Annotated in this window: 17 protein-coding genes; 8 read left to right on the plus strand and 9 right to left on the minus strand. The window is 71.5% G+C overall.

Annotation, left to right across the window (positions count from 1 at the left end; all coding sequences use genetic code 11):
* Positions 1-131 precede the first annotated feature (131 nt).
* Entirely contained in the window at positions 132-401 is a 270-nt protein-coding gene (locus INTCA_RS00220; RefSeq protein WP_013490926.1) for a helix-turn-helix domain-containing protein, read from the plus strand.
* Complete coding sequence (locus INTCA_RS00225) at positions 398-1,687, plus strand: type II toxin-antitoxin system HipA family toxin (protein ID WP_013490927.1); 1,290 nt, start codon at positions 398-400, stop codon at positions 1,685-1,687. Before INTCA_RS00220 ends, INTCA_RS00225 begins: the two co-directional genes overlap by 4 nt.
* Positions 1,688-1,990: 303 nt before the next feature.
* Here INTCA_RS00225 and INTCA_RS00230 read toward each other — a convergent pair whose 3' ends face one another.
* Entirely contained in the window at positions 1,991-3,478 is a 1,488-nt protein-coding gene (locus INTCA_RS00230; protein WP_013490928.1) for a protein kinase domain-containing protein, read from the minus strand.
* Positions 3,479-3,664: 186 nt separating this feature from the next.
* Between INTCA_RS00230 and INTCA_RS00235 the strand changes: the two genes are divergently transcribed.
* From INTCA_RS00235 to INTCA_RS00245, 3 genes are all read left to right on the plus strand, one after another.
* Positions 3,665-4,126 carry a DoxX family protein gene (locus tag INTCA_RS00235; RefSeq protein WP_013490929.1) on the plus strand — a complete coding sequence of 154 codons (462 nt, stop codon included), beginning with the start codon at positions 3,665-3,667 and terminating at the stop codon, positions 4,124-4,126.
* Between the two features lie 203 nt (positions 4,127-4,329).
* A complete protein-coding gene (locus INTCA_RS00240) occupies positions 4,330-5,262 on the plus strand; it encodes a DUF5996 family protein (RefSeq protein ID WP_013490930.1) in 933 nt (310 codons plus the stop codon).
* A gap of 88 nt (positions 5,263-5,350) precedes the next feature.
* Positions 5,351-5,869 (plus strand): hemerythrin domain-containing protein, encoded by a 519-nt coding sequence (locus INTCA_RS00245; RefSeq protein ID WP_013490931.1) that lies wholly within the window; start codon positions 5,351-5,353, stop codon positions 5,867-5,869.
* Positions 5,870-5,919: 50 nt separating this feature from the next.
* On the opposite strand, the gene nhaA is transcribed toward INTCA_RS00245, so the two are convergent.
* The 4 genes from nhaA to INTCA_RS00265 all read right to left on the minus strand — a co-directional run bounded on the left by nhaA (position 5,920) and on the right by INTCA_RS00265 (position 12,268).
* Positions 5,920-7,803: a Na+/H+ antiporter NhaA gene (gene nhaA, locus INTCA_RS00250; RefSeq protein WP_013490932.1), complete on the minus strand. Its 1,884-nt coding sequence runs from the start codon at positions 7,801-7,803 to the stop codon at positions 5,920-5,922.
* 102 nt (positions 7,804-7,905) lie between these two features.
* The gene (locus tag INTCA_RS00255) at positions 7,906-9,036 is read right to left on the minus strand and encodes a (Fe-S)-binding protein (protein WP_013490933.1); all 1,131 of its coding nucleotides are present in this window, start codon (positions 9,034-9,036) and stop codon (positions 7,906-7,908) included.
* Positions 9,033-10,457 (minus strand): FAD-binding oxidoreductase, encoded by a 1,425-nt coding sequence (locus INTCA_RS00260; protein ID WP_013490934.1) that lies wholly within the window; start codon positions 10,455-10,457, stop codon positions 9,033-9,035. Before INTCA_RS00260 ends, INTCA_RS00255 begins: the two co-directional genes overlap by 4 nt.
* A complete protein-coding gene (locus INTCA_RS00265; RefSeq protein WP_013490935.1) occupies positions 10,454-12,268 on the minus strand; it encodes an L-lactate permease in 1,815 nt (604 codons plus the stop codon). Before INTCA_RS00265 ends, INTCA_RS00260 begins: the two co-directional genes overlap by 4 nt.
* A gap of 173 nt (positions 12,269-12,441) precedes the next feature.
* Here INTCA_RS00265 and INTCA_RS00270 point away from each other — a divergent pair, with 173 nt between their 5' ends.
* Entirely contained in the window at positions 12,442-13,185 is a 744-nt protein-coding gene (locus INTCA_RS00270) for a FadR/GntR family transcriptional regulator (protein ID WP_013490936.1), read from the plus strand.
* Positions 13,186-13,255: 70 nt separating this feature from the next.
* On the opposite strand, the gene INTCA_RS18410 is transcribed toward INTCA_RS00270, so the two are convergent.
* From INTCA_RS18410 to INTCA_RS19335, 4 genes are all read right to left on the minus strand, one after another.
* Complete coding sequence (locus INTCA_RS18410) at positions 13,256-15,460, minus strand: caspase family protein (protein ID WP_013490937.1); 2,205 nt, start codon at positions 15,458-15,460, stop codon at positions 13,256-13,258.
* Positions 15,457-15,849 (minus strand): hypothetical protein, encoded by a 393-nt coding sequence (locus tag INTCA_RS00280; protein ID WP_013490938.1) that lies wholly within the window; start codon positions 15,847-15,849, stop codon positions 15,457-15,459. Before INTCA_RS00280 ends, INTCA_RS18410 begins: the two co-directional genes overlap by 4 nt.
* A gap of 421 nt (positions 15,850-16,270) precedes the next feature.
* Positions 16,271-17,251 (minus strand): hypothetical protein, encoded by a 981-nt coding sequence (locus INTCA_RS00285; RefSeq protein WP_013490939.1) that lies wholly within the window; start codon positions 17,249-17,251, stop codon positions 16,271-16,273.
* Between the two features lie 118 nt (positions 17,252-17,369).
* On the minus strand, positions 17,370-17,960 hold the full coding sequence (locus INTCA_RS19335; protein WP_013490940.1) for an antitoxin: 591 nt from the start codon (positions 17,958-17,960) through the stop codon (positions 17,370-17,372).
* Between the two features lie 187 nt (positions 17,961-18,147).
* Between INTCA_RS19335 and INTCA_RS00295 the strand changes: the two genes are divergently transcribed.
* Both INTCA_RS00295 and INTCA_RS00300 read left to right on the plus strand, forming a co-directional pair.
* Positions 18,148-18,666, plus strand: a complete 519-nt coding sequence (locus tag INTCA_RS00295) for a peptidylprolyl isomerase (protein WP_013490941.1) — start codon at positions 18,148-18,150, stop codon at positions 18,664-18,666.
* A gap of 6 nt (positions 18,667-18,672) precedes the next feature.
* Positions 18,673-19,617, plus strand: coding sequence for a rhomboid family intramembrane serine protease (locus INTCA_RS00300; protein WP_013490942.1), 945 nt, complete (start codon positions 18,673-18,675; stop codon positions 19,615-19,617).
* Positions 19,618-19,623: the final 6 nt, after the last annotated feature.

Here is a 19,623-nt window from a genome sequence, read left to right on the forward strand (position 1 = left end):
TCGTGCCCACCTGGTTGTCACGAGTTCGTGACAAATCGGTTTGTCACGGATCCGTTACAAACCTGGTTGTAGTGGTACCGTGACATTGGAGGTTGTCGTCGTTCCGTAACAGAACCCCGAAAGGCAGAGTCATGCTCACCACCGTGCGAGAACTGGGCGCTGCGCTGCGCGACGCCCGCCGGGCATCCGGGCTCAGCCAGGAAGCCCTAGCCGAGCGCGCCGGTGTGTCCCGCCCCTGGCTCTCCCGCCTCGAGACCGCCGCTAACCCGGGTGCCGAGCTGCGCAAGGTGCTCGACGTTCTCACCGCCCTCGGCTTGGCCGTCAAGCTCGGTCCGTCGCCGAAGCCCGCCTTCGACGACGACACCGACCCCTTCGCCGACATGTTCGGAGACCAGACATGAACGAGATGAACGTCTTCCTCGACGGAGCCCTGGCCGGCCGACTGGAGCAGACGACCGGTGGATCGCTGTCCTTCTCTTACGATGCTGCCTACACCTCCCGTCCCTCACCGACGCCCTTGTCGCTGTCCATGCCGCTTTCCAGCGCAAGGCACAGCAGTCGGGTCGTCACAGCCTGGCTGGAGGGCCTACTGCCCGACAACGCAGCTGTACGTGAGGAGTGGGGTCGCCGCTTCCAAGTGTCAGCACGCAACCCCTTCGCCCTGCTGCGCCACGTCGGGCGCGACGCTGCCGGTGGCGTCCAGGTACTGCCCGTTGACGTTGACCCGCCGGACGCGGCTCTACGCACCGGGGACGTGCGCCGCCTGTCCGAGGAGCAGCTCTGCAGCATGCTGCGCGAGCTCACCGTGCGCGACGCCGGTTGGGAGGTCGGGGAGGGCTCGGGCCGGTGGAGCCTAGCCGGCGCGCAGAACAAGGTCGCCCTGCACCTGCTCGACGACGGCACCTGGGGCGTGCCCAACGACTCGACCCCGACAACGCACATACTGAAACCCACAGCCTCCGGCACCCGCTTTGGGGACTTGCAGGTAAACGAGTTCGTCTGTCTGCGCGCCGCTGCGGTGCTCGGGCTACGCGTCGCCCACGTAGAGCTGGTCGACTTCGGCGGGGCCAAGACCCTCGTCTCGACCCGATACGACCGGCGTCGCGACCGTAATGGGACGTGGCTACGCCTTCACCAAGAGGACCTGCTGCAAGCAATGACCTACCCACCGTCCAAGAAGTACCAGGCCGACAAGGGACCGAGCGTCAAGAACGTGGCGGCGCTGCTTGGGTCGCTGGGGCTCGCCGATCGCTCGCCGGTGCGGGAACGCTTCTTCGACGCCTTCGCCTTCAACACCCTGGTCGGTGGCACTGATGCGCACGCCAAGAACTACAGCCTGCTGCTGCGCGGGCCGCGGGTTGCTCTGGCGCCGCTGTACGACGCGGCTAGCTACGCGCCGTACCTCAAGCCTGGCGAGGTCGTGCACAGCTCGATGAAGGTCGGCAAGGCGTGGCAGGTTCGCGACGTCACCGTAGAGGACTGGGTCGAGGTCGCGACCGCGCTCGAGCTGGCCCCCGACTACGCCTTGGACCGGGTCGAGCACCTGCGTACCGGCATGGCCGGCGCAGTCAGCGAGGCTGCAGACCAGGCGCCGGCGCCGTTCGCGAAGGCCGCACGCCAAGTCGCGACGGCAGTCGCCAAGCAGAGGCACCTGCGCGTCCCGCGATTGCCGCGCGCACGCCGGTGAAGCCGACCCTTGCCCGCCAGCTGCCGAGCGCGTTTCCTTGCCCACGCCGGAGGCCAACGCGCGGTGCCGGGTGCTTCGGCGCCGGGGTTTCCGCGTGCAGGCGCTCCACCGGAGTGTATTGGTGCGAAGCCCAGCAGAGGGCTTGCGCTGGTCCGGATGACGACGAGGCCTGCGCATATCTCGCCCAAGAATCACCGGGTGCGGCTGCAGGTGGGTACTCCTAATCTTCCTCCGCAGCCAGACGTATGCCGCTGGGCTCGGCGGGTGCCCCCCAGCCGTCACCGGGCGCCTCCTCGGGGAGCGTCAGCCGAGCTGCCCTTGCACTGCAGAGATGGCGCCGGACACCTGTTGGTAACCCGCGTTGGTGATGTCTCCCGACGAGAGCAGCCGGTCGACGTAGCCGTCGAGGTCCGACACCCTGCGTCTCAGCTGGACGGAGCTGCGGTCTGCCCACGTCGTGAGCTCGTCGGCAGCTGCGATGAGGTCCTGGCCGGCTGCGGCGCCGACGTCTCCGTTCGCGACGACGCTGCGCACCGTGGATCGGAGTGAGCTGATCGCCTCGTCGAGACTCCGCGGCGCCGTGCTTGCCACGGGAGGCGAGGCTGTCCGGCTTGGTGCAGGCGGGCTCGCCGCCGAGGTGAGGCTGGTGGTAGTCGTCGTGCTGGTCAGGTTCGTCGTGGTCGTACGGCTCGTCGTCGACGTCCCGGCGGTGGTCGTGCCGTTCGAGGTGGCAGGCTCGGTCGCTGTGGGGCTGGTTGGCGCCGGCGCGATCGTCCCGGGTGCGCCAGTCGGGGCGTCGACGCCGCCACGACCGAACGACATGAAGAGGATGACGAGGACGAGTGCGACCGCGGCCAGGCTCCCGCTGACCCACGGCCACGGGAGGGTGGTGACCATCGCCATCGGCCGCGTCGCGAGTGACCCCGCAGCCGAAGGGGAGCCGTCATCCGACTCGTCTTCCGACTCGTCCCCCGACTCCTCGCCGATCAGCGAGTCCATCAGGGTCGGTTCCGAGTCGTCGGGGAGATCAGCGGCGGCAGCGGCGACCCCGACCCCGACGGCGACCGGCAGGGCCACGACGACGCCCCGGTCGGCCAGGTCGGCCTCGATCCGCCCCAACCGGCTCACGACCTCACCCGCGGACGTCGGGCGACGGTCCGGCGACACAGCGAGCAGGTCGTGGACGAGCCCGTTCAGGGCTGGATCGACATCGGGCTTCGCGTCGGACGGCCACGGTGCGCCGGTCCGCGCGGCTGCTGGCTCAGAGCTGTCCGGTCCCGTCGCGACGAGCGTCGCGGGTGCTGGAGGTGCTCCGCTCAGCAGGGTCATCATGAGGCAGCCGAGGGCGTAGAGGTCGCTGCGTGCGTCGGCCTCGTCCCCGGCGACCTGCTCGGGCGCGAGATAGGGAGAGGGCGCGTCTTCGGCGGTCGATCCACTGCCGCCCCCCGCTGACCCCGCTGACCCCGCTGACCCCGCTGACCCCGCTGATCCCCCGAAGCCGCCGACCTGCACGACCCCGTCCTCCGGCGAGAGCACGACGACCCCCGGGTCGAGCGCGCCGTGCACGACGCCGGCGCCGTGCGCTGCGGCGAGCGCAGTGGCCACCCGACCGGCCACCGCGATCGTCTCGCCGTCCGTCAGGCCCCCAGTCTGCTGAACCACGTCCTCGAGCGTGGGTGCGCCGTCCAGGGGTGGCGGGCTGGGCTCACCGAGGGGATCGGCGACCCACGGGGCCCCCGCTGCGCCGGGACGAACCGTGACGAACTCCCCCGGTCGCGGGTGGTCCTCCATGCGGTCCCCTTCAGACGAGCCGCCCCGTTCGGCGGAACCCCGCAAGGCTACACAGCCGCGCGCAGCGGCTCTCGGGGCCCCGCCGGCGACTCGCTCACAGCCGCGCCCTCGAGTTGATCGGCAGCAGTCGACCCGCTACAGTTCATCGAGGTAATTAATGATTCAACTAATGACTGGGAAGATACTGTGACCTCTCTCCTCAAGCCCCTTGCCGCCCGCGACGCCGTTCTCCTGGTGGCCCGCGTCCTCCTCGGCGCGATCTTCCTCGCCCACGGCTGGCAGAAGCTCACCGAGTGGGGCCTCGACGGCACCGGTGCCGCTTTCGACCAGATGGGCGTCCCGCTGCCCGGGATCGCCGCCACCCTCGCGGCCCTGATCGAGCTGGTCGGTGGCATCGCGCTGATCCTCGGCGCCCTGACCACCGTCTTCAGCGTCCTCCTCGTCCTCGACATGGTCGGCGCCGCGGTCCTCGTCCACATCGGCAACGGCGTGTTCATCACCGAGAACGGCTGGGAGCTCGTCGCCGCCCTCGGTGCGGGTGTCCTCCTGCTCGCCGCGACAGGTGCCGGCGCGTACAGCGTCGACCGGATGCTGTCGCCCCGCCCGCAGGCCCGCGTCGCCGACCGCGAGCGCGCGCTCGTCTACTGACGCACGCCCCCGGCGCGAGCGTCGAACGACACCCAGCCCAGCGGCATACGACTCCCGTATGCCGCTGGGCTCGTTGGGTGCCCACCCCACCACCTGCTCGCGACCGGTTCCCCGGCGCTAGAGTCGAGAACCGCACCGGGTGAAGGAGTCGAACGCATGACGCACGCCAGGACCGCCGCCAGGACCGCCGCCAGGACCGCCGCATGAGCGCCCGCGCGGTCTGGCCCGAGCTGCCCGTGGCGAGCTGGGAGCCGACCCGCGACACCCTGACGCTGTGGCTCCAGGTGATCGGCAAGATCCGGATCGCGCGCACCCCCCTGCTCAACCACTGGTGGAACGCGCCCCTCTACGTCACCACCCGCGGCCTCACCACCTCTCCCATCCCCGGCGACGCGGGTCGGAGCCTCGCCATCGACCTCGACCTGCTCGACCATCGGCTCGACGTGACGACCACGAGGGGCGAGCGCCGCAGCATGGCCCTCGAGCCGAAGTCGGTCAAGGACTTCCACGCCGAGCTCCACGGACTCCTCGGCGGCGTGGGCCTGGCCACCGAGATCTGGCCGGTGCCGGTCGAGCTCCCCGAGGCGATCCGGTTCGACGAGGACACCACGCACCACGACTACGACCCCGAGGCCGTGACGGCGTTCTGGCGCACGCTGGTCGAGGTGCAGCGGGTCTTCGAGGTCTTCCGGTCCCGATTCCTGGGCAAGTCGAGCCCGGTGCACCTCTTCTGGGGCGCCCTCGACCTGGCGACGACGCGGTTCTCCGGCAAGGGCGCCCCGCCACACCCGGGGGGCATGCCGAACTGCGGCCCCCACGTGATGCACGAGGCCTACTCCCACGAGGTCAGCAGCTGCGGCTACTGGCCGGGGGCGGAGGGTGAGGGCATCTTCTACGCGTACGCCTACCCCGACCCGGACGGCTACCGCGACCTGCCCCCCGGTCCGGCCGGCGCGCGGTGGGACGACGAGCTGGGCGAGTTCGTCCTGCCCTACACCGCGGTCCGGACCGCCCAGGACCCGGACGCCGTGCTCCTCGACTTCCTGCAGAGCACCTACGCGGCGGCGGCGACCACCGCGGGCTGGGACCGCGCGGCCCTGGAGCGCCCGGCCCTGGAGCGCCCCGCCCGGGCTTGACCTGCGTCAAGGACGACTGCGGCCGCCGGTGGTGCACTGCTCCTGACGGCGGGACGAGCCCGCCGCGAAGCAGACCCCGGAGGTCACCATGACATCGCCGACCACCACCCCTGTCGAGCGCGACGAAGCAGCCGCCGCCACGATCCGACGGCACCACGAGCACCTCGTCGCCGAGCTCGAGACCCTCGTCGCCGCGCTGGGCACTGCGCCGGGCACTGCGCCGGGCACTGCGCCGGGCACCCGAGGCACCGACCCCGGTGAGGCGTCAGGGAGTGCGAAGGCGCGCCTCGTCGACTGGGCTCGCACGTCCCTGGCGCCCCACGCGGCCGGGGAGGAGACGACGTTCTACCGCACTGCCGCGGGCACCGAGGCCGGCCACCTCCTCGTCGCCGCCCTGGTCGCCGAGCACGGTGTCATCCTCGGCATCGTCGACGCGATCGAGGCGAGCACCGAGCCGGCCGCGGCGGCCGCGTGGGCCGAGGCGCTGCTCCGCGTCTTCACGAGCCACGCGGCGAAGGAGAACGACCTCGTCCTCCCCCTCCTCGTCGCGGACCCGGGTGCGAACCTCGAAGCGCTCCTCGAGGAGATGCACCACGAGGTGCACTGACGGGTGCCCGAGGAGCGTGACACCGACGAGGCCGGATGCCGCTGAGCTCCTCAGGCGTGCCCGGCTCGGGGCCGCTCCTCCCGGGCCGGGTCCCTGCGGCTGGCCTCGAGCTCGGCGATGAGGGTCTGCGCGTCATAGGGCCCGACGTGCCGCTGGTCGCCGACGAAGAACGTCGGCGTGCCTCGGGCACCGCTCGCCTCGGCGCTGCGCACGTCCTCCCTGATGCGGTCGCTGTGCACCTCGTCGTCGAGGTCGCGCAGGAACCGCTCGACGTCGAGCCCCAGCTCGCTCGCGTAGCCGGCCAGGTCTTCGGTCTCGAGCTGCCCCTGGTGCTCGAAGAGCAGGTCGTGCATCTCCCAGAAGCGACCCTGGGCCCCGGCGGACTCGACGGCGAGCGCGGCGAGCTCGGCGTGCGGATGGACGTCGGGCAGGGGCAGGTGCCGCATCACGTAGCGCAGGTCCGCGCCGAAGTGCGCCCGGACCTCGGCGACCACACCCGTGGCCCGTCCGCAGAACGGGCACTCGAAGTCGGCGTACTCGACGAGCGTCAGCGGCGCCGTGACGGAGCCGCGGACGTGGTCCCGCTCGGGGTCGACCGGCCGGTCGAGGACCGTGGGCAGCCCTGCAGTGGTCTCACCGTGCAGGACGGCGGCCAGCGTGAAGACGAGCCAGCCGAGCAGGGTGGCCAGGACGAGGGCGAGCAGGACCCCGACGGTCGCCTCGTCCTGCAGCTCCGGTCCGAAGGCGAGCCCGACGATGAGCAGCGACACGGTGAAACCGATCCCGGACAGGGCACCCCCGCCGAGGATCTGGCCGGGTCCGACGCCCTGTGGGAGGCGGCCGACGCCGAGCCGGGAGCCGAGCAGGGCGACGCCACCGATCCCGACGAACTTGCCGAGGACGAGCCCGAGGACGATGCCCCACGTCACCGGGGAGCGCAGCGCCTCCCCGAGGACGCCCCCACGGAGGTCGACTCCCGCGTTGGCGAGCGCGAAGACCGGGACGATGAAGTAGCTCGTCCAGGGGTGCAGCACCAGCTGCATCCGCTCGTTGACCGGGACGGCGCGCACGAGGGCGTCCTGCGCGGAGCGCCCGACGTCGGCGAGCGGCGACTGCCGGAACGCGTGGAACCGGCGCGCGGCCTGCTCGACCGCCTGCCGCCGCGGCGCGAAGGACGGCACGAGCAGGCCGGCGACCATCCCGGCGACGGAGGCGTGCAGCCCGGAGGCCACGGTGGCGAGCCAGAGCGCGAGGATGGTGAGGGCATACGGCCAGGTCCGCCACACCCTCGACCGACCCAACGCGACGAGGACGGCCACGGCCGCCAGGGCCACGGCGAGCGCGACGGCATCGAGGTCGTCGGAGTACACCAGGCCGATGACGGAGACCGCGACGATGTCGTCGACGACGGTCAGCGTCAGCAGGAAGACCCGCAGCTGCGTGGACGTCGCCGGTCCGACGAGCGCGAGGGTGCCGAGGAGGAAGGCGGTGTCCGTACCGATGACGACGCCCCAGCCGTTCGCCGCCTCCCCGGACGAGTTGACGAGGAGGTAGAGCACCGCGGGCACGACCATGCCGCCGAGGCCCGCGAGCAGCGGGAGCCGGAGCTTGCGGCGGTCGGTGAGCTCGCCGACCGACAGGTCTCGGCGCACCTCGAGCCCGATGACGAGGAAGAAGACGGCCATCAGCCCGTCGTTGATCCAGTGGTGCAGATCCATCCGGAGCGCCCAGTCGGCGACCTCCACGGCGAGCTCGGTCGACCAGATCCGCGAGTACGTCTCCGACCACGTCGAGTTGGCCCACCCGAGGGCGACGAGGGTCGCCACGACGAGCAGTACGGCGCCGCCCGACTCGGTGGCCAGGAAGCGGCGCAGGGGGGCGGACAGCTGACCGCCGAGCTGGTGCCGGCGGGGCGCGGTTGTCGTCGTGGCCACGCCCTGATCCTGCCCTGTCCCCGCGGCTGGGGGCAGTCCCCCCGCCCGCCACGCCCCCAACGGTTCGTATGCCGCTGAGCCGGCTCAGCGGCATACGAACCCTCAGGTGGGCGGCTGGGAGGGAGCGCGCTCCCGCTCCCCGACGTCGAGCGCGGCGGCGAGCAGTTCGGCGAGGTGGAGGACCCGCACCTTCGAGCGGCGGCGCTTGAGGCCGTTGATCATCTGGCGCTGGCACGGCATGTTGACGACGATGAGGTAGTCGAGGTCGGCCGCCTCGATCTCGTCGAGGTGGATGTCGAGGACGCGCTGCGAGTCCTCCGGCCGGAGGATCGAGTACGTCCCGGCCGCGCCGCAGCAGGTGCCGGCCGACGGGAGCTCGACGTAGTCGGCGACCCGCGCGATGAGCTCCCTCGGCTCGGCCGTGACGTGGAGGCCGTTGCGCAGGTGGCAGGAGTCCTGGAGCGCGGCCCGGACGGGACGACCGTCGACCGTGACCCGGCCGAGGGGAGGCAGCCGGTCGGGGTGCTCGCCCCAGTACTGGAGGAGGAACTCGGACAGCTCCCGGACCCGGTCGCGCCCGAGCACCTGCGCGATGTGCGCCCCGCAGCCGCCGGCGGTCGTCAGGATCACGCCGGGCATGACCTTGCCGAGGTCCTCGGCCATCCGGTGGGCGGTCGTCGAGTCGCCGTTGTGGGCGTGCAGCGCCCCGCAGCAGCCCTGCCCGGACGGGACGTCGACGACGTCGGGGAGCAGCCTGAGGACCGCCCTCGAGAGCTGCGGGAACATCGCCCGCTCGGCGCAGCCGAGCATGAGGTGCGCCGCGGCGTCGGCACGTGCCGGGCCCGTCGGCCTCGCGGCCCCGCGCACGCGGCCGGCCGCCTCGATGAGGGGGGTGGCCCGCATCCCGGCTCGCAGGGCCAGGGCGGCGGGCGGGACGTGCCGCCCGCGCCACTGGTGGTCGCGCCACTGCTCGAGGAGCGCGCCGTACTGCACGCCGGCCGGGCAGACCGTCTCGCAGGCGCGGCACCCGAGACAGAACGAGGCCTGCTCCTGCAGGGTCGGGTCGTCCTCCTCGAGCCGACCCGTCTCGAGGGCGCGCATCAGCGTGATCCGGCCGCGCGGGCTGGATCGCTCGTCCTGCGTCATGGCGTACGTCGGGCACGCGGGCAGGCAGAAACCGCAGGAGATGCACGCCGCGAGCAGGTCCTTGTCGAAGAGGCCGCGGTCCGTCATGAGCCCAGCTTGCCCGGGTTGAGGATCCCGGCAGGGTCGAAGGCCGTCTTGATCCGCTGCAGCAGCGCCATCTGCACCGGGCCCAAGCGGGCCGCGAGCCAGGGGCGCTTGGCCGCGCCGACCCCGTGCTCACCGGTGATCGTGCCACCCAGGGCCATCGCGGCGTGGAAGATCTCGTCGAAGGCCGCCTCCGCACGGTGGCGGGCATCGCCGTCGTCGGGGTCGAACACGATCGTGGGGTGGAGGTTCCCGTCCCCCGCATGGCCGAACGTCGCGCACGTGACGGAGTGCTTCGTGGCGATGGCGTCGATCGTCTCCACCATCTCGGCGAGGCGGGGGCGGGGGACGGTGACGTCCTCGAGCATGGTGATCGGCGCGAGCCGGGCCAGGGCCGGCAACGAGCAGCGGCGCGCCGTGAGGAGCGCCTCCGACCCGGCGATGTCCTGGGCGAGGGTGACGCCACGGGCGCCGACCGCGGTGCACACGTCGGCCATCCGCTGCAACGACGAGGCGACCATCTCCTCTCCGCCGTCGTCACCGAAGAGCAGCAGGGCACCCGCCTCGCGGTCGAGGCCGAGCTGCGCGTAGTCCTCGACCGCGTTGACGCACCGGTTGTCGAGGAACTCGAGCGTCGCCGGCAGGGTGCCCTCCGCGATGATCCGGGCCACCGCCCGGCCGGCGTCGGACAGGTGGTCGAAGTAGGCCAGGCCGGTCATCGCCGTCGCCGGCATCGGCAGCAGGCCCACGGTGATCTCGGTGATCACGGCGAGGGTGCCCTCGGAGCCGGTGAGCAGCCGGGTGAGGTCGTAGCCGGCGACGTCCTTCCAGAGCCGCCCACCGGTCCGCATCACCTCGCCGGTCGGGAGGACGACCTCCAGGCCGAGGACGTAGTTGCGGGTCACGCCGTACTTCAGGCCACGCAGGCCGCCCGCGCACATGGCGACGTTGCCGGCCACGGTGGACACGGTCCGACTGCCCGGGTCGGGTGCATAGAGCAGCCCCTTGGCGGCCGCCGCCTCGGCGAGCGTCACGGTCGTCGTCCCGGCCTGGACGACGGCGAGCAGCTCGCCCTCGCTCACCTCGAGCACCCGGTTCATCCGGGTGAGGACGAGGACGATGCCGCCGTGCTCGGGGATCGTCGCGGCGGCGAGGTTGGAGCCGGCCCCGCGGGGGGTGACCGGGATGCCGCGCCGCGACGCGAGCGTCAGGACGGCGCTCACCTCCTCGGTGGTGCCCGGCAGGACCACGGCGTCCGGGCGGGCCCGGAAGAGCGGCGTCGCGTCGCGGGAGAAGGGCTCGACGTCGCCGTCGAGGCTGAGGACGTACTGGTCACCGACGATGCCACGGAGCTCGACCAGGACGTCGGCCGGGAGTCCGCTGCCGGAGGGGTGGAGCCGGGGGGTGGTGCCCTGAGTGCTCATGGCAACATCCAACCGAGAATCGGCGTCGACTGGAGGAATACGAGGACACAAAGGAAGAGGAGCAGCCCCAGGCTCCACGGCAGGACGCGCCGCAGGATGGCCGACTCCTGCCCGTCGAGCCCGGCCGAGCTGGCCGCGATGGTGAGGTTCTGCGGGCTGATCATCTTGCCGACGACGCCACCGGTCGTGTTCGCCGAGACGAGCAGGCTCTCGTTGATCCCGGCGTGCGACCCGGCCGTCGCCTGCAGCTTGGCGAAGAGGGCGTTGGCGCTCGTGTCGGAGCCGGTGACCGCCGTGCCGATCCAGCCGAGGACCGGCGACAGGAAGGCGAAGAAGGCTCCGGTCCCGGCGATCCACGTGCCGATGGAGATCGTCTGACCGGAGAAGTTCATGACGTAGGCCAGCGCCAGGACGCTCGCCACGGTGAGGATCGCCCACCGCAGCTTGACGACCGTGCCGGTGAAGTCGCGCACGGCCTGCCGGGCACTGATCCGGTAGGCGATCGCGACGACGATGCCGGAGAGCAGCAGCATCGTCCCGGGGCTGGACAGCCACTGGAACGAGTAGACGGTCGAGGAGATCGGCTTGCCCGCTGCACTGAGGACGTGACCGTCGAGCCCTGGCCACGCGATCTTCTGGTCGGTGCCCGCGAGGAACGCCTTGACCGGCGGCACGAGCTTGGACACGGAGAAGACGGCGATGACGAGCAGGTAGGGGAACAGGCCCATCCAGATCCGGGCGGTGGGCAGCCGCCCGCCGTCGGACCCGGCACCCGAGGTGCCGTCCACCCGCGCCCGGGTGGCCGTGGCAGTCGTCGCGGAGCCGGCCACTGAACCGGCCACCGAACCGGCCACCGAACCGGCCACCGAGCCGGCGGGGGTGCGGCCGGCAGCGACGGCTGCGGCGTGCTCCTGGTGCCGACCGGCTTCGAGACGCTCGTGCGCCTCGCGAGCCCCGACGGGAGTCCAGACGCGGAGGAAGAGCACGGTCGCCCCCAGGCCGGCGAGCGAGGCGACGATGTCGGTCAGGGCGACGGACAGGAAGTTGGAGGTGAGGAACTGGGCCACGGCGAAGGACAGTCCGGTGACGAGGGCGGCCGGCCAGACCTCGCGAAGGCCCCGCTTGCCGTCGACGACGAGCAGGAGGAGGAGGGGGACGACGACGGCGAGGAGCGGGGCCTGCCGACCGACGATGGCGCCGATCGTCGACTCCGGGATGCCGGTCAGCGTGGCTGCGGTGGTGATCGGGATGGCGATGGCCCCGAAGGCGACCGGCGCCGTGTTCGCGAGCAGGACCGTCCCCGCGGCCCGCAGCGGCGCGACGCCGAGGGCGATGAGCATCGTCGCCGTGATGGCCACCGGTGCGCCGAAGCCGGCGAGCGCCTCGAGCAGACCGCCGAAACAGAAGGCGATGAGGACCGCTTGGATGCGTGGGTCCTCGCTCACCATGTTGAAGGTGGCGCGAAGGTCCTCGAACCGGCCGCTGGTCACGGTCAGCTGGTAGAGCCACAGCGCCGTGAGGACGATCCACATGATCGGGAAGACGCCGAAGACGCCGCCCTGCGTCGCCGACATCAGGGCGAGCGAGGCCGGCATCCCGTAGCCGAGGACCGCGACGAGCACGGCGGTGCCCAGGCCGGCGAGGGCGGCCACCCACGCCTGGGTCTTCAGGACCCCGAGCAGGAGGAAGACGACGACGAGCGGGAGCAGCCCCACGAGCGCGGACAGGGCAAGGCTGCCGCCGACGGGGGCGAGGGACTGGGTGAAGTCGTCGGCCGCGAGGCCGGTGACGATCGGGAAGGTCGCGAGCATCTGGGAACTCCTCCTGGCAGCCGTCGGCACGACGACTGGTTACGGCGCTGTAAGGGAAGGTGTGCCTCTGCTGTGCTGTGGTAGGACCACAGCGAGGTGAGGCCACCGTAGGGTGCGCCTAGGATGGCGTCAAGAGGCGGGCGGAAATGGGTGGGCGATCCGAGGAGTAAGAGATGACAGGTCCGGATGAGGCCCGGGACGGCTGGGAGCCGGTGAGCCGGCCGCGCACCTACGAGCTCGTCCTCGACCGGATCGAGGAGCAGATCGCCTCAGGCCGCCTCCACGTCGGTGACCGGCTGCCGGCCGAGCGTGAGCTCGCCGCCGCCCTGGGCGTCAGCCGCGTCGCCGTCCGGGAGGCCATCCGGGTCCTCCAGGCGATGGGCCTGATCAGCCAGGCGACCGGCTCCGGTCGCGACGCCGGCACGATCCTCACGTCCGCTCCCGCGGAGGCACTGACCCGACTCATCCGCCTCCACGTCCTCGTCGCGAGCGTCAACTCGAAGGACCTCGTCCGCGCGCGGATCACCCTCGAGCGCGAGTCCGCGGCGCTCGCCGCGACCCACGCCACGGAGCAGGATCTCCGCCACCTCGCCGAGGCGCTCGCCGACATGGAGGATCCGGCCAGCACCGTCGAGCAGTTCAACGACGCCGACACGGCCTTCCACGTCGCCATCGCCCGCGCGAGCGGCAACACGCTGGTCGCCGAGCTCACGACTGCCCTGCGCAACGCGATGCGCTCGACGCTGCTGACCCGCCTCCAGGGCCGTCCCGACTACCCCGAGGTGGCGGCACGGCTGAGTGGCGAGCACCGCCGGATCTATGACGCCATCGCGGCTCGGGACTCCCAAAAGGCCGCCGACGAGGTGGCCGCCCACATCGAGGGCTTCTACCCCGACCTTGGGTCCGATCCCGCCTGACATCAGGCCGTATGCCGCTGAGTTTCCTTCGCGCGCAAGATCCCTCCCAGCCCTCCCGCCCGGGTGCGGGTCATTCTCGGTGGCTGACGGCCGGCCGCTCACGAGAGGGGACCGCCGCCCAGACCACGAGTCCGAGCAGGGCAAGGAGAACCACCGGCTGAGCCGGGAAGGTTTCGCCGTTGTACTGGTACTGCATGTCGGACACCGGTTGGCTCAGAGCGGTGATCGCCCAGCCGGCGAGGAAGGCGCGGGCCAAGGCGGCGGGTCTGGTGCTCGTGGCCACGGCGCCGGCGGCGAGCCACGTGACGGCCCAGACGATCATGATCGCCCCCCACGTGCTGCCCGGCCGGTCCGACAACCAGCCGGCATAGAGCATCAAGGTCACTGAACCGACCAACACGATCCCCAAGCCGACCAGTCCGCGCCGGTCTGGCAGCCCAGCCCAGGCTCCGGAGACTTGTCCGGAGCCCAACAGCGACGCCAGCGTGACGATCCCGGCTGTCACGACGAGCAGCTCGCCGGCCACGCCGAGCAGGAGTCCGGTGGGCATCGACGTGGCGTCCGTGGCGAGCATCCCGAAGGGGGTGAGCAGGCTGGTCGCGGCCACCAGGGCCACGCCGAGGCCGAGTCCCGTCGCGACCAGGCCGCGCGGTTGGTCGACGATGACCGCGATGGCCACAACGGTCGCTGCCACGGCGACGATGAAGAGTCCCGCCGTGGGTCCGGGGAACTGGGCCTCGGCCACGCCGCCGTACACCCACGGGGCGGTGAAGCTGGCGAGGATGAGCAGGCCACCGAGAGCGGACGTGGCTGCGACCAGTCGCCGGGCCCGGCTCGAGAGCAACGGTGACTCGGTGGCGGCAGTGGACCTGGGCGGTTCGACCGCTGCCGTCGGAGCTTTCTCCACTGGTGCGGCGGCGCCGGCTGCGACCGGTGTGAGCCGCCTCTCGACCAGGGTCTCTGCCTGAGGGGTGGTCCGGACGGTCTCGTCCGACCCGGGCTCCGTTGCCTGCTCTGCAGCCCCCGCGACAGATGCGGGTGAGGCCGTCACCGGGACGACGACTGACCCGAGCGGGCTCGTGATCGTGAGCTGACCGGCGAACGCCTCGACACCAGGGGGCAGCTCCACCGCAACCCGGCCGTCGTCTTCGACGTGCGCCTCGAGGGGCGGATCCGCCTGCACCGTGAGCTCCTGGACCAGGGCAGGCCCGTGCACCTCGACCATGCCGGTCCGCGGCTCCGACCCGACTCCGCCTCCGCCGAGGTCGATGGACACCGGCACGACGGTCATCCGAGCGGAGGCAAGGGCCGCCGCGGCGTCGTCCGCGACGGATTTCGTGTCGGTGCGGACGACGTCGCGCAGCGCCTCGAGAGCCCCGAGTGCGGCGGCCGGGTCATCGTGGAGCAAGCGGTCCCGGAGCTCGCTCACCGCTCCGCGTCGGAAGGTCGGGTTGGCCTCCTTCAGGGCGGCCGCGACGGCTTCGGGGATCGGCGCCGGACGCAGCCGGCGTCGTCGACTCCGGGCGACGTAGAGGTCGCCGGCCATCTCCACGTCCCGACCCGGGGTCTGCTTCGGGTTCTCGGCGCGGACCCGGTCGAAGACGTAGTCGTAGAGCTCATCCAGTGAGACGAGGCCGTCCTCGTCCCGGTCCGCGTCGCCGGTGCGCAGCCCCTCGACCACCGCCGACGTGAAGACTGACGGCCTGACCGTCTGGTCGGCAGCCAGAGCGGTCCCCTCGAACGCGTACTCGATGGCGCTGGAGGCGCTGATCACCGCCCGGCCCCGGCCGCCACCGAGCCGCTCGGCGGGGAAGCTGTCCATCACGTTGACCGGCCCGGCTGCTCGCACGGTGACGCCCTCACCGAACGCGCCGCCGTAGCAGCAGTCGAGGAAGAGGACGATGCTGCGCGCCCGCGACGTCTTCATGCACCGCTGGATGAAGTCTGCGGACACCGCTGTTGAACCCAGCCGGTCCGGCCGGGTGTTCCGGGCGGCGACGAACAGCTCACCGGTGTCGCTCTTGAGGCCGTGCCCGGAGAAGTGGAGCAGGAGCAGGTCATCAGGGCGGCTGTCAGCGAAGGCGTCCTCGATCCGGCTCTGGACCTCGTACGACGGCTCGTTGTGCACGACGGTCACGGTGAACCCGCCCACCTCCGGGTCCCCCAGGACGTCGGCCAGGGCCTCGGCATCTGCTGCCGGCGCTCTGAGCTGGCCAAGGCTGGCGTGGTCGTAGGTGTCGTTCGCCACGATGAGGGCGCGCCGCGTCCCGCTCATGCCGACCCCTGGATCCCGTGCCGGTCGAGGAAGACCTGCAGCAGCTGATGCCGCTCGAGGTCATCGGCGTCCTCGAGCACGATGACGTCGCCGTCGATCTCGAGGCGGACCGAGCGCTCGGACGGGGCTCCGCGGCGGAGCCAGCCTCGCAGCGAGGCGAGGAGCGTGGGCAGCCCGCCGGAGCCGAGGACGGCGACGGTCAGGGCGCCGATCTCGGCCGGGCCAAGGGCGCGCGTCCCGTCCGGCGCGGCACCGGACTCCGCCGGAAGGAGGGCGACCTCGAGCGCGTCAGCGTGCCACAGCTCGTCCCGAAGCTGGCGGTGCAGGACCTCGAGACGTGCGCGGTCAGCCCCGACCTCGTCCAATGACAGCCTCAGACTCGCGTTCACTGGTCCACCCCCCGGTGGTGCGCCCCCTGCACCATGAATCGTACGCGTGATGCCGGTGTCCGTCCCGGCGTTCCCTACCATTCCCTGACCATTTCCTGACCAAACCCACAGGAACCAGATCTGGCGCATCGGCCTGACGGGGTGCGAGACTCGACGAGGCGGGTCACGCGACGTGACGCCGCCCACATTCGTAATAGAACTTTCACCGAACCCCTCGCCAGACCCGCCAGTGCTCGGTTACACTTGGAGGCAGCGAAGGGTTGGGCCCGCACGAACCGCGCCCAGCCCTTCTGCATGTGCTGGCTCGCGCTGTCCCCCTGTCGGTGCGAGCCAGCTCAAGCGGAGACGGACCCGGTGCCTCAGGCACCGGGTCCGTCTGCTTTGCGCCACGTGCTGGGCCCGAGCCGGCCCAGCCAAGCGTTCAGGCCTTGGGTTTCGGCGTGCTGCCCCGCGTCTCGCTCGGCAGGGTGCCGACCGAGCCGTCGATGGCGTCGGAGCCGAGCGTCGAGTCCACCGCGGTGACCTCGCCCTCGTTGCCCCACGGCGTGGCTCCGGGCTCGTCGAGCTGCTCGTCGGCCCACGTCGAGGCCTGCTCCACCTCCGCGTCCGTCACGAGGTCGTCGGAGGAGCGGTCCTTGGCGTCCGCCAGAGCGGCCTGACCCTTGGCGGCCAGGTCGGTCGCCTTGTCCTTGGCCTTGGCGGCGGCCCCGGTGACTGCCTCGGTGACGGCCTCCTTGGCGGTGCCCACCTTCTCGGCGGCCTTGTCCTTGAGCGAGGGGCTCGCGTCGAAGGCGGTCGAGGCGCCGGTCCCGCCCAGGCTCCCGTCCGAGGAGGTGGCCCACGGGTCGTCGGCCTGCTGCCGGCGATACGCAGCGACGGCTGCGACGGCGGCGGCACCGAGACCGATGACGATGAGCCAGGTGCGCCGGCCGTGCCGGACCGGTTTGGCGACGGCCTCGCCGCTCAGGACGCGATAGGCGTCACGCACGCGGTCACTGTGGTCCCGCGCCGACTCCCGTACATGCCTCACACGGGGTTCGTCGCGCATCCGCTCCTTGGCCTCGTCGGCGCCCTGGGCGAGGGCGGCCGAAGCCACCCCGATCGCCGCTCCCACCTTGGGCAGGAGCGAGTCGACCAACGTCGACTGGGCGGACTCGACCTTCGGCCGGGCCCGCTCTGCGAGGTCCGCGGCGACCGGGGCCGCGCGCAGCTTCGCCTCGTCGAGGGCCAGCTTGACGCGCTCAGCAGCGTCGGTCGCGACCGGCGCCGCCTGTTCGCGCATCACGGCGAGCCGCTCGCCCGCCGTGTGGCCGAGCTCGCTGGCCGTGGCCGCAGCGTGCTCCCGAGCCTCGACGACCTGCATCTTGAGCCTCTCGGATCGGGTCGGTTTCGTTCGGAACATGCAACTCCTCCTAGGTCCTCTGGTCCTTACCCACCCTGAGCGCATCCGCACGTCAACGCACGACGCCGTATGCCGCCGGGCTCACTTCCACACGCCCGCGCGGTAGGTGCCGCGCCGGTCACCAACGTCCGGAGCCCGGGACGTCCGGGGCGTCAGGCTCGAGCGGCAGGTCGTCGATCGGCTCGCCCGTCTCGTCGTAGGCGCGTTCGGGCCGCCCTGCGCCGAGGCTGACGTCCGGCTCGGGTGGTCCGTCGAGCGGGGCCTCCGGGTCGACCTCGACCGACAGGACCTCCTCGGCGACCTCCTCCTCGTCCGGGATGATGTCGAAGTCGTCCGGCGTGGCCGCGGCCCCACCGGCCGCTGCCGCACCCGCGCCGGCGGCAGCGCCGGCCGCAGCTGCTCCCGCCCCACTGGCAGGGGCGCCTCCCGAGCCGTGCGTGCCGCCCTCGGCCAGCTTGTCGACACCCTTGGCGACCTGCTCCTTCGCCTTGGCGATCTTGTCGGCGTACTTGCCCTCGGTCTTCTCGTCCAGCTTGGCGCCCGCCTTGTCGAGCACCGACCCGACCTTGTCCCGGTTCTCCGCCGCGAGGTCCCCGGCCTTCTCCCGGGCCTGCTCGGCCACCTTCTTCGCCTCCTCGGCGAGATGGTCCGCCTTCTCCTTGAGACCGAGCTCATCCGCCTTCTGCTTGAGCTTGTCGATGAATGACATGGCCACTCCTTCGCTCGGGGGTTCCTGTCTCGATCCTTCACCCGACAGCCCGCCGGGTCCACCCTCCTCATACCCAGCCACCACCCGTCAACCGGCGCCGAGCGGGCGGACACCGAGGCACTCTGCCAGCCCAGCGGCATACGGCTGCCTCCGAGGAGGCACCCGGCGGCGTGCGAGGATTGGGCCCATGAAGGCAACCCTGCACACGAACCACGGCGACATCGTCATCGAGCTCTTCCCGCACCACGCGCCCAAGACCGTCGAGAACTTCGTCGGCCTCGCCAAGGGCGACAAGGAGTACAAGGACGACGCCGGCCGAACCAACCCGACCCGGTTCTACGACGGACTGGTGTTCCACCGCATCATCCCGAACTTCATGATCCAGGGCGGCTGCCCCCTCGGTCAGGGCTTCGGTGGCCCGGGCTACACCTTCGACGACGAGATCCACCCGGAGAAGGACTTCACCCAGCCCTACATGCTCGCCATGGCCAACGCCGGCAAGCGGATGGGCAAGGGCACCAACGGCTCCCAGTTCTTCATCACGACGGCGCCGACCACCTGGCTGCAGGGCAAGCACACGATCTTCGGTGAGGTCGCAGACGGTCCGTCCCGTGAGGTCGTCGACAAGATCGGCAACATCCCGACCGGCGCCAACGACAAGCCGCGCGAGGACGTCGTCATCAACTCGGTCACCTTCGAGGACTGACGCACCTTGTCCGACAGTGGAACCGGAGCCCAGCCCCCCATCGCCCCGGGGGCTGGGCAACAGCCGGCCGGGCCCTCGGTGTGCCCCCGCCACCCCGACCGCGAAGCCTACGTCAAGTGCCAGCGCTGTGGCCGGCCCGCGTGCCCCGAGTGCCAGCGCCCCGCCGCGGTCGGCATCCAGTGCGTCGACTGCGTCCGGGAGGCGGCCCGCACGGCCCCGACGACCCGGACGGTCTTCGGCGGCCGGCCGACCGACGGCCGCCCCATCGTCACACAGGCAATCATCGGCATCTGCGTCGTCGTCTTCCTCGTCCAGTGGGTTTCGCCTGGCACGACGGTCGACTACGCCTTCGCGCCGAGCGCAGGCTGGATCGAGCCCTGGCGTTTCGTGACGGCAATGTTCCTCCACGCGCCCCGCTCGCTGCTGCACATCGGTTTCAACCTGTACGCGCTCTTCATCCTCGGCTCATACCTTGAGCCGCTCATGGGACGGGCCCGACTCGCCGCTCTGTACCTCATCAGCGGTATCGGCGGCCAGGTGAGCGTCCTGCTCTTCGCAGGCAACCCAACCATCGAGGGCCTCTTCAACGGGACGGATGCGGCCTGGGCGACGCCGGTGGTGGGCGCGTCTGGCGCCATCTTTGGCCTGTTTGGTGCCCTCATCGTGCTCAACCGGCACCTGGGCCGTTCAGCCGCAGGGATGTACGGCGTGCTGCTCATCAACGGGGTGCTTGGGTTCGTCATCCCGAACATCTCGTGGCAGGCGCACCTCGGCGGCTTCGTCACCGGGCTGGCCTGCGCCGGGGCAATCGTCCTGTTCAGGCGCCAGCGTGTGCGGCACCTGACGTGGTTGGCCCTCAGTGCGGTGCTCGCACTGCTCGTCGTGATCTCCGTGGGCAAGTACCTCACGGTCCCGGTCGAGATCCGCGATCTCACCGCGTTCCGCCGCTGACCCGTG

This window comes from Intrasporangium calvum DSM 43043 (assembly GCF_000184685.1).
GTDB lineage: Bacteria > Actinomycetota > Actinomycetes > Actinomycetales > Dermatophilaceae > Intrasporangium > Intrasporangium calvum.

What these genes read in the sequence shown, in the direction of transcription:
- INTCA_RS00220 (WP_013490926.1), top strand. Translation starts at nt 132, where the DNA reads ATGCTCACCACCGTGCGAGAACTGGGCGCTGCGCTGCGCGACGCCCGC.
- INTCA_RS00225 (WP_013490927.1), top strand. Translation starts at nt 398, where the DNA reads ATGAACGAGATGAACGTCTTCCTCGACGGAGCCCTGGCCGGCCGACTG.
- INTCA_RS00230 (WP_013490928.1), bottom strand. Translation starts at nt 3,478, where the DNA reads ATGGAGGACCACCCGCGACCGGGGGAGTTCGTCACGGTTCGTCCCGGC.
- INTCA_RS00240 (WP_013490930.1), top strand. Translation starts at nt 4,330, where the DNA reads ATGAGCGCCCGCGCGGTCTGGCCCGAGCTGCCCGTGGCGAGCTGGGAG.
- INTCA_RS00245 (WP_013490931.1), top strand. Translation starts at nt 5,351, where the DNA reads ATGACATCGCCGACCACCACCCCTGTCGAGCGCGACGAAGCAGCCGCC.
- INTCA_RS00255 (WP_013490933.1), bottom strand. Translation starts at nt 9,036, where the DNA reads ATGACGGACCGCGGCCTCTTCGACAAGGACCTGCTCGCGGCGTGCATC.
- INTCA_RS00260 (WP_013490934.1), bottom strand. Translation starts at nt 10,457, where the DNA reads ATGAGCACTCAGGGCACCACCCCCCGGCTCCACCCCTCCGGCAGCGGA.
- INTCA_RS00265 (WP_013490935.1), bottom strand. Translation starts at nt 12,268, where the DNA reads ATGCTCGCGACCTTCCCGATCGTCACCGGCCTCGCGGCCGACGACTTC.
- INTCA_RS00270 (WP_013490936.1), top strand. Translation starts at nt 12,442, where the DNA reads ATGACAGGTCCGGATGAGGCCCGGGACGGCTGGGAGCCGGTGAGCCGG.
- INTCA_RS18410 (WP_013490937.1), bottom strand. Translation starts at nt 15,460, where the DNA reads ATGAGCGGGACGCGGCGCGCCCTCATCGTGGCGAACGACACCTACGAC.
- INTCA_RS00285 (WP_013490939.1), bottom strand. Translation starts at nt 17,251, where the DNA reads ATGTTCCGAACGAAACCGACCCGATCCGAGAGGCTCAAGATGCAGGTC.
- INTCA_RS19335 (WP_013490940.1), bottom strand. Translation starts at nt 17,960, where the DNA reads ATGTCATTCATCGACAAGCTCAAGCAGAAGGCGGATGAGCTCGGTCTC.
- INTCA_RS00295 (WP_013490941.1), top strand. Translation starts at nt 18,148, where the DNA reads ATGAAGGCAACCCTGCACACGAACCACGGCGACATCGTCATCGAGCTC.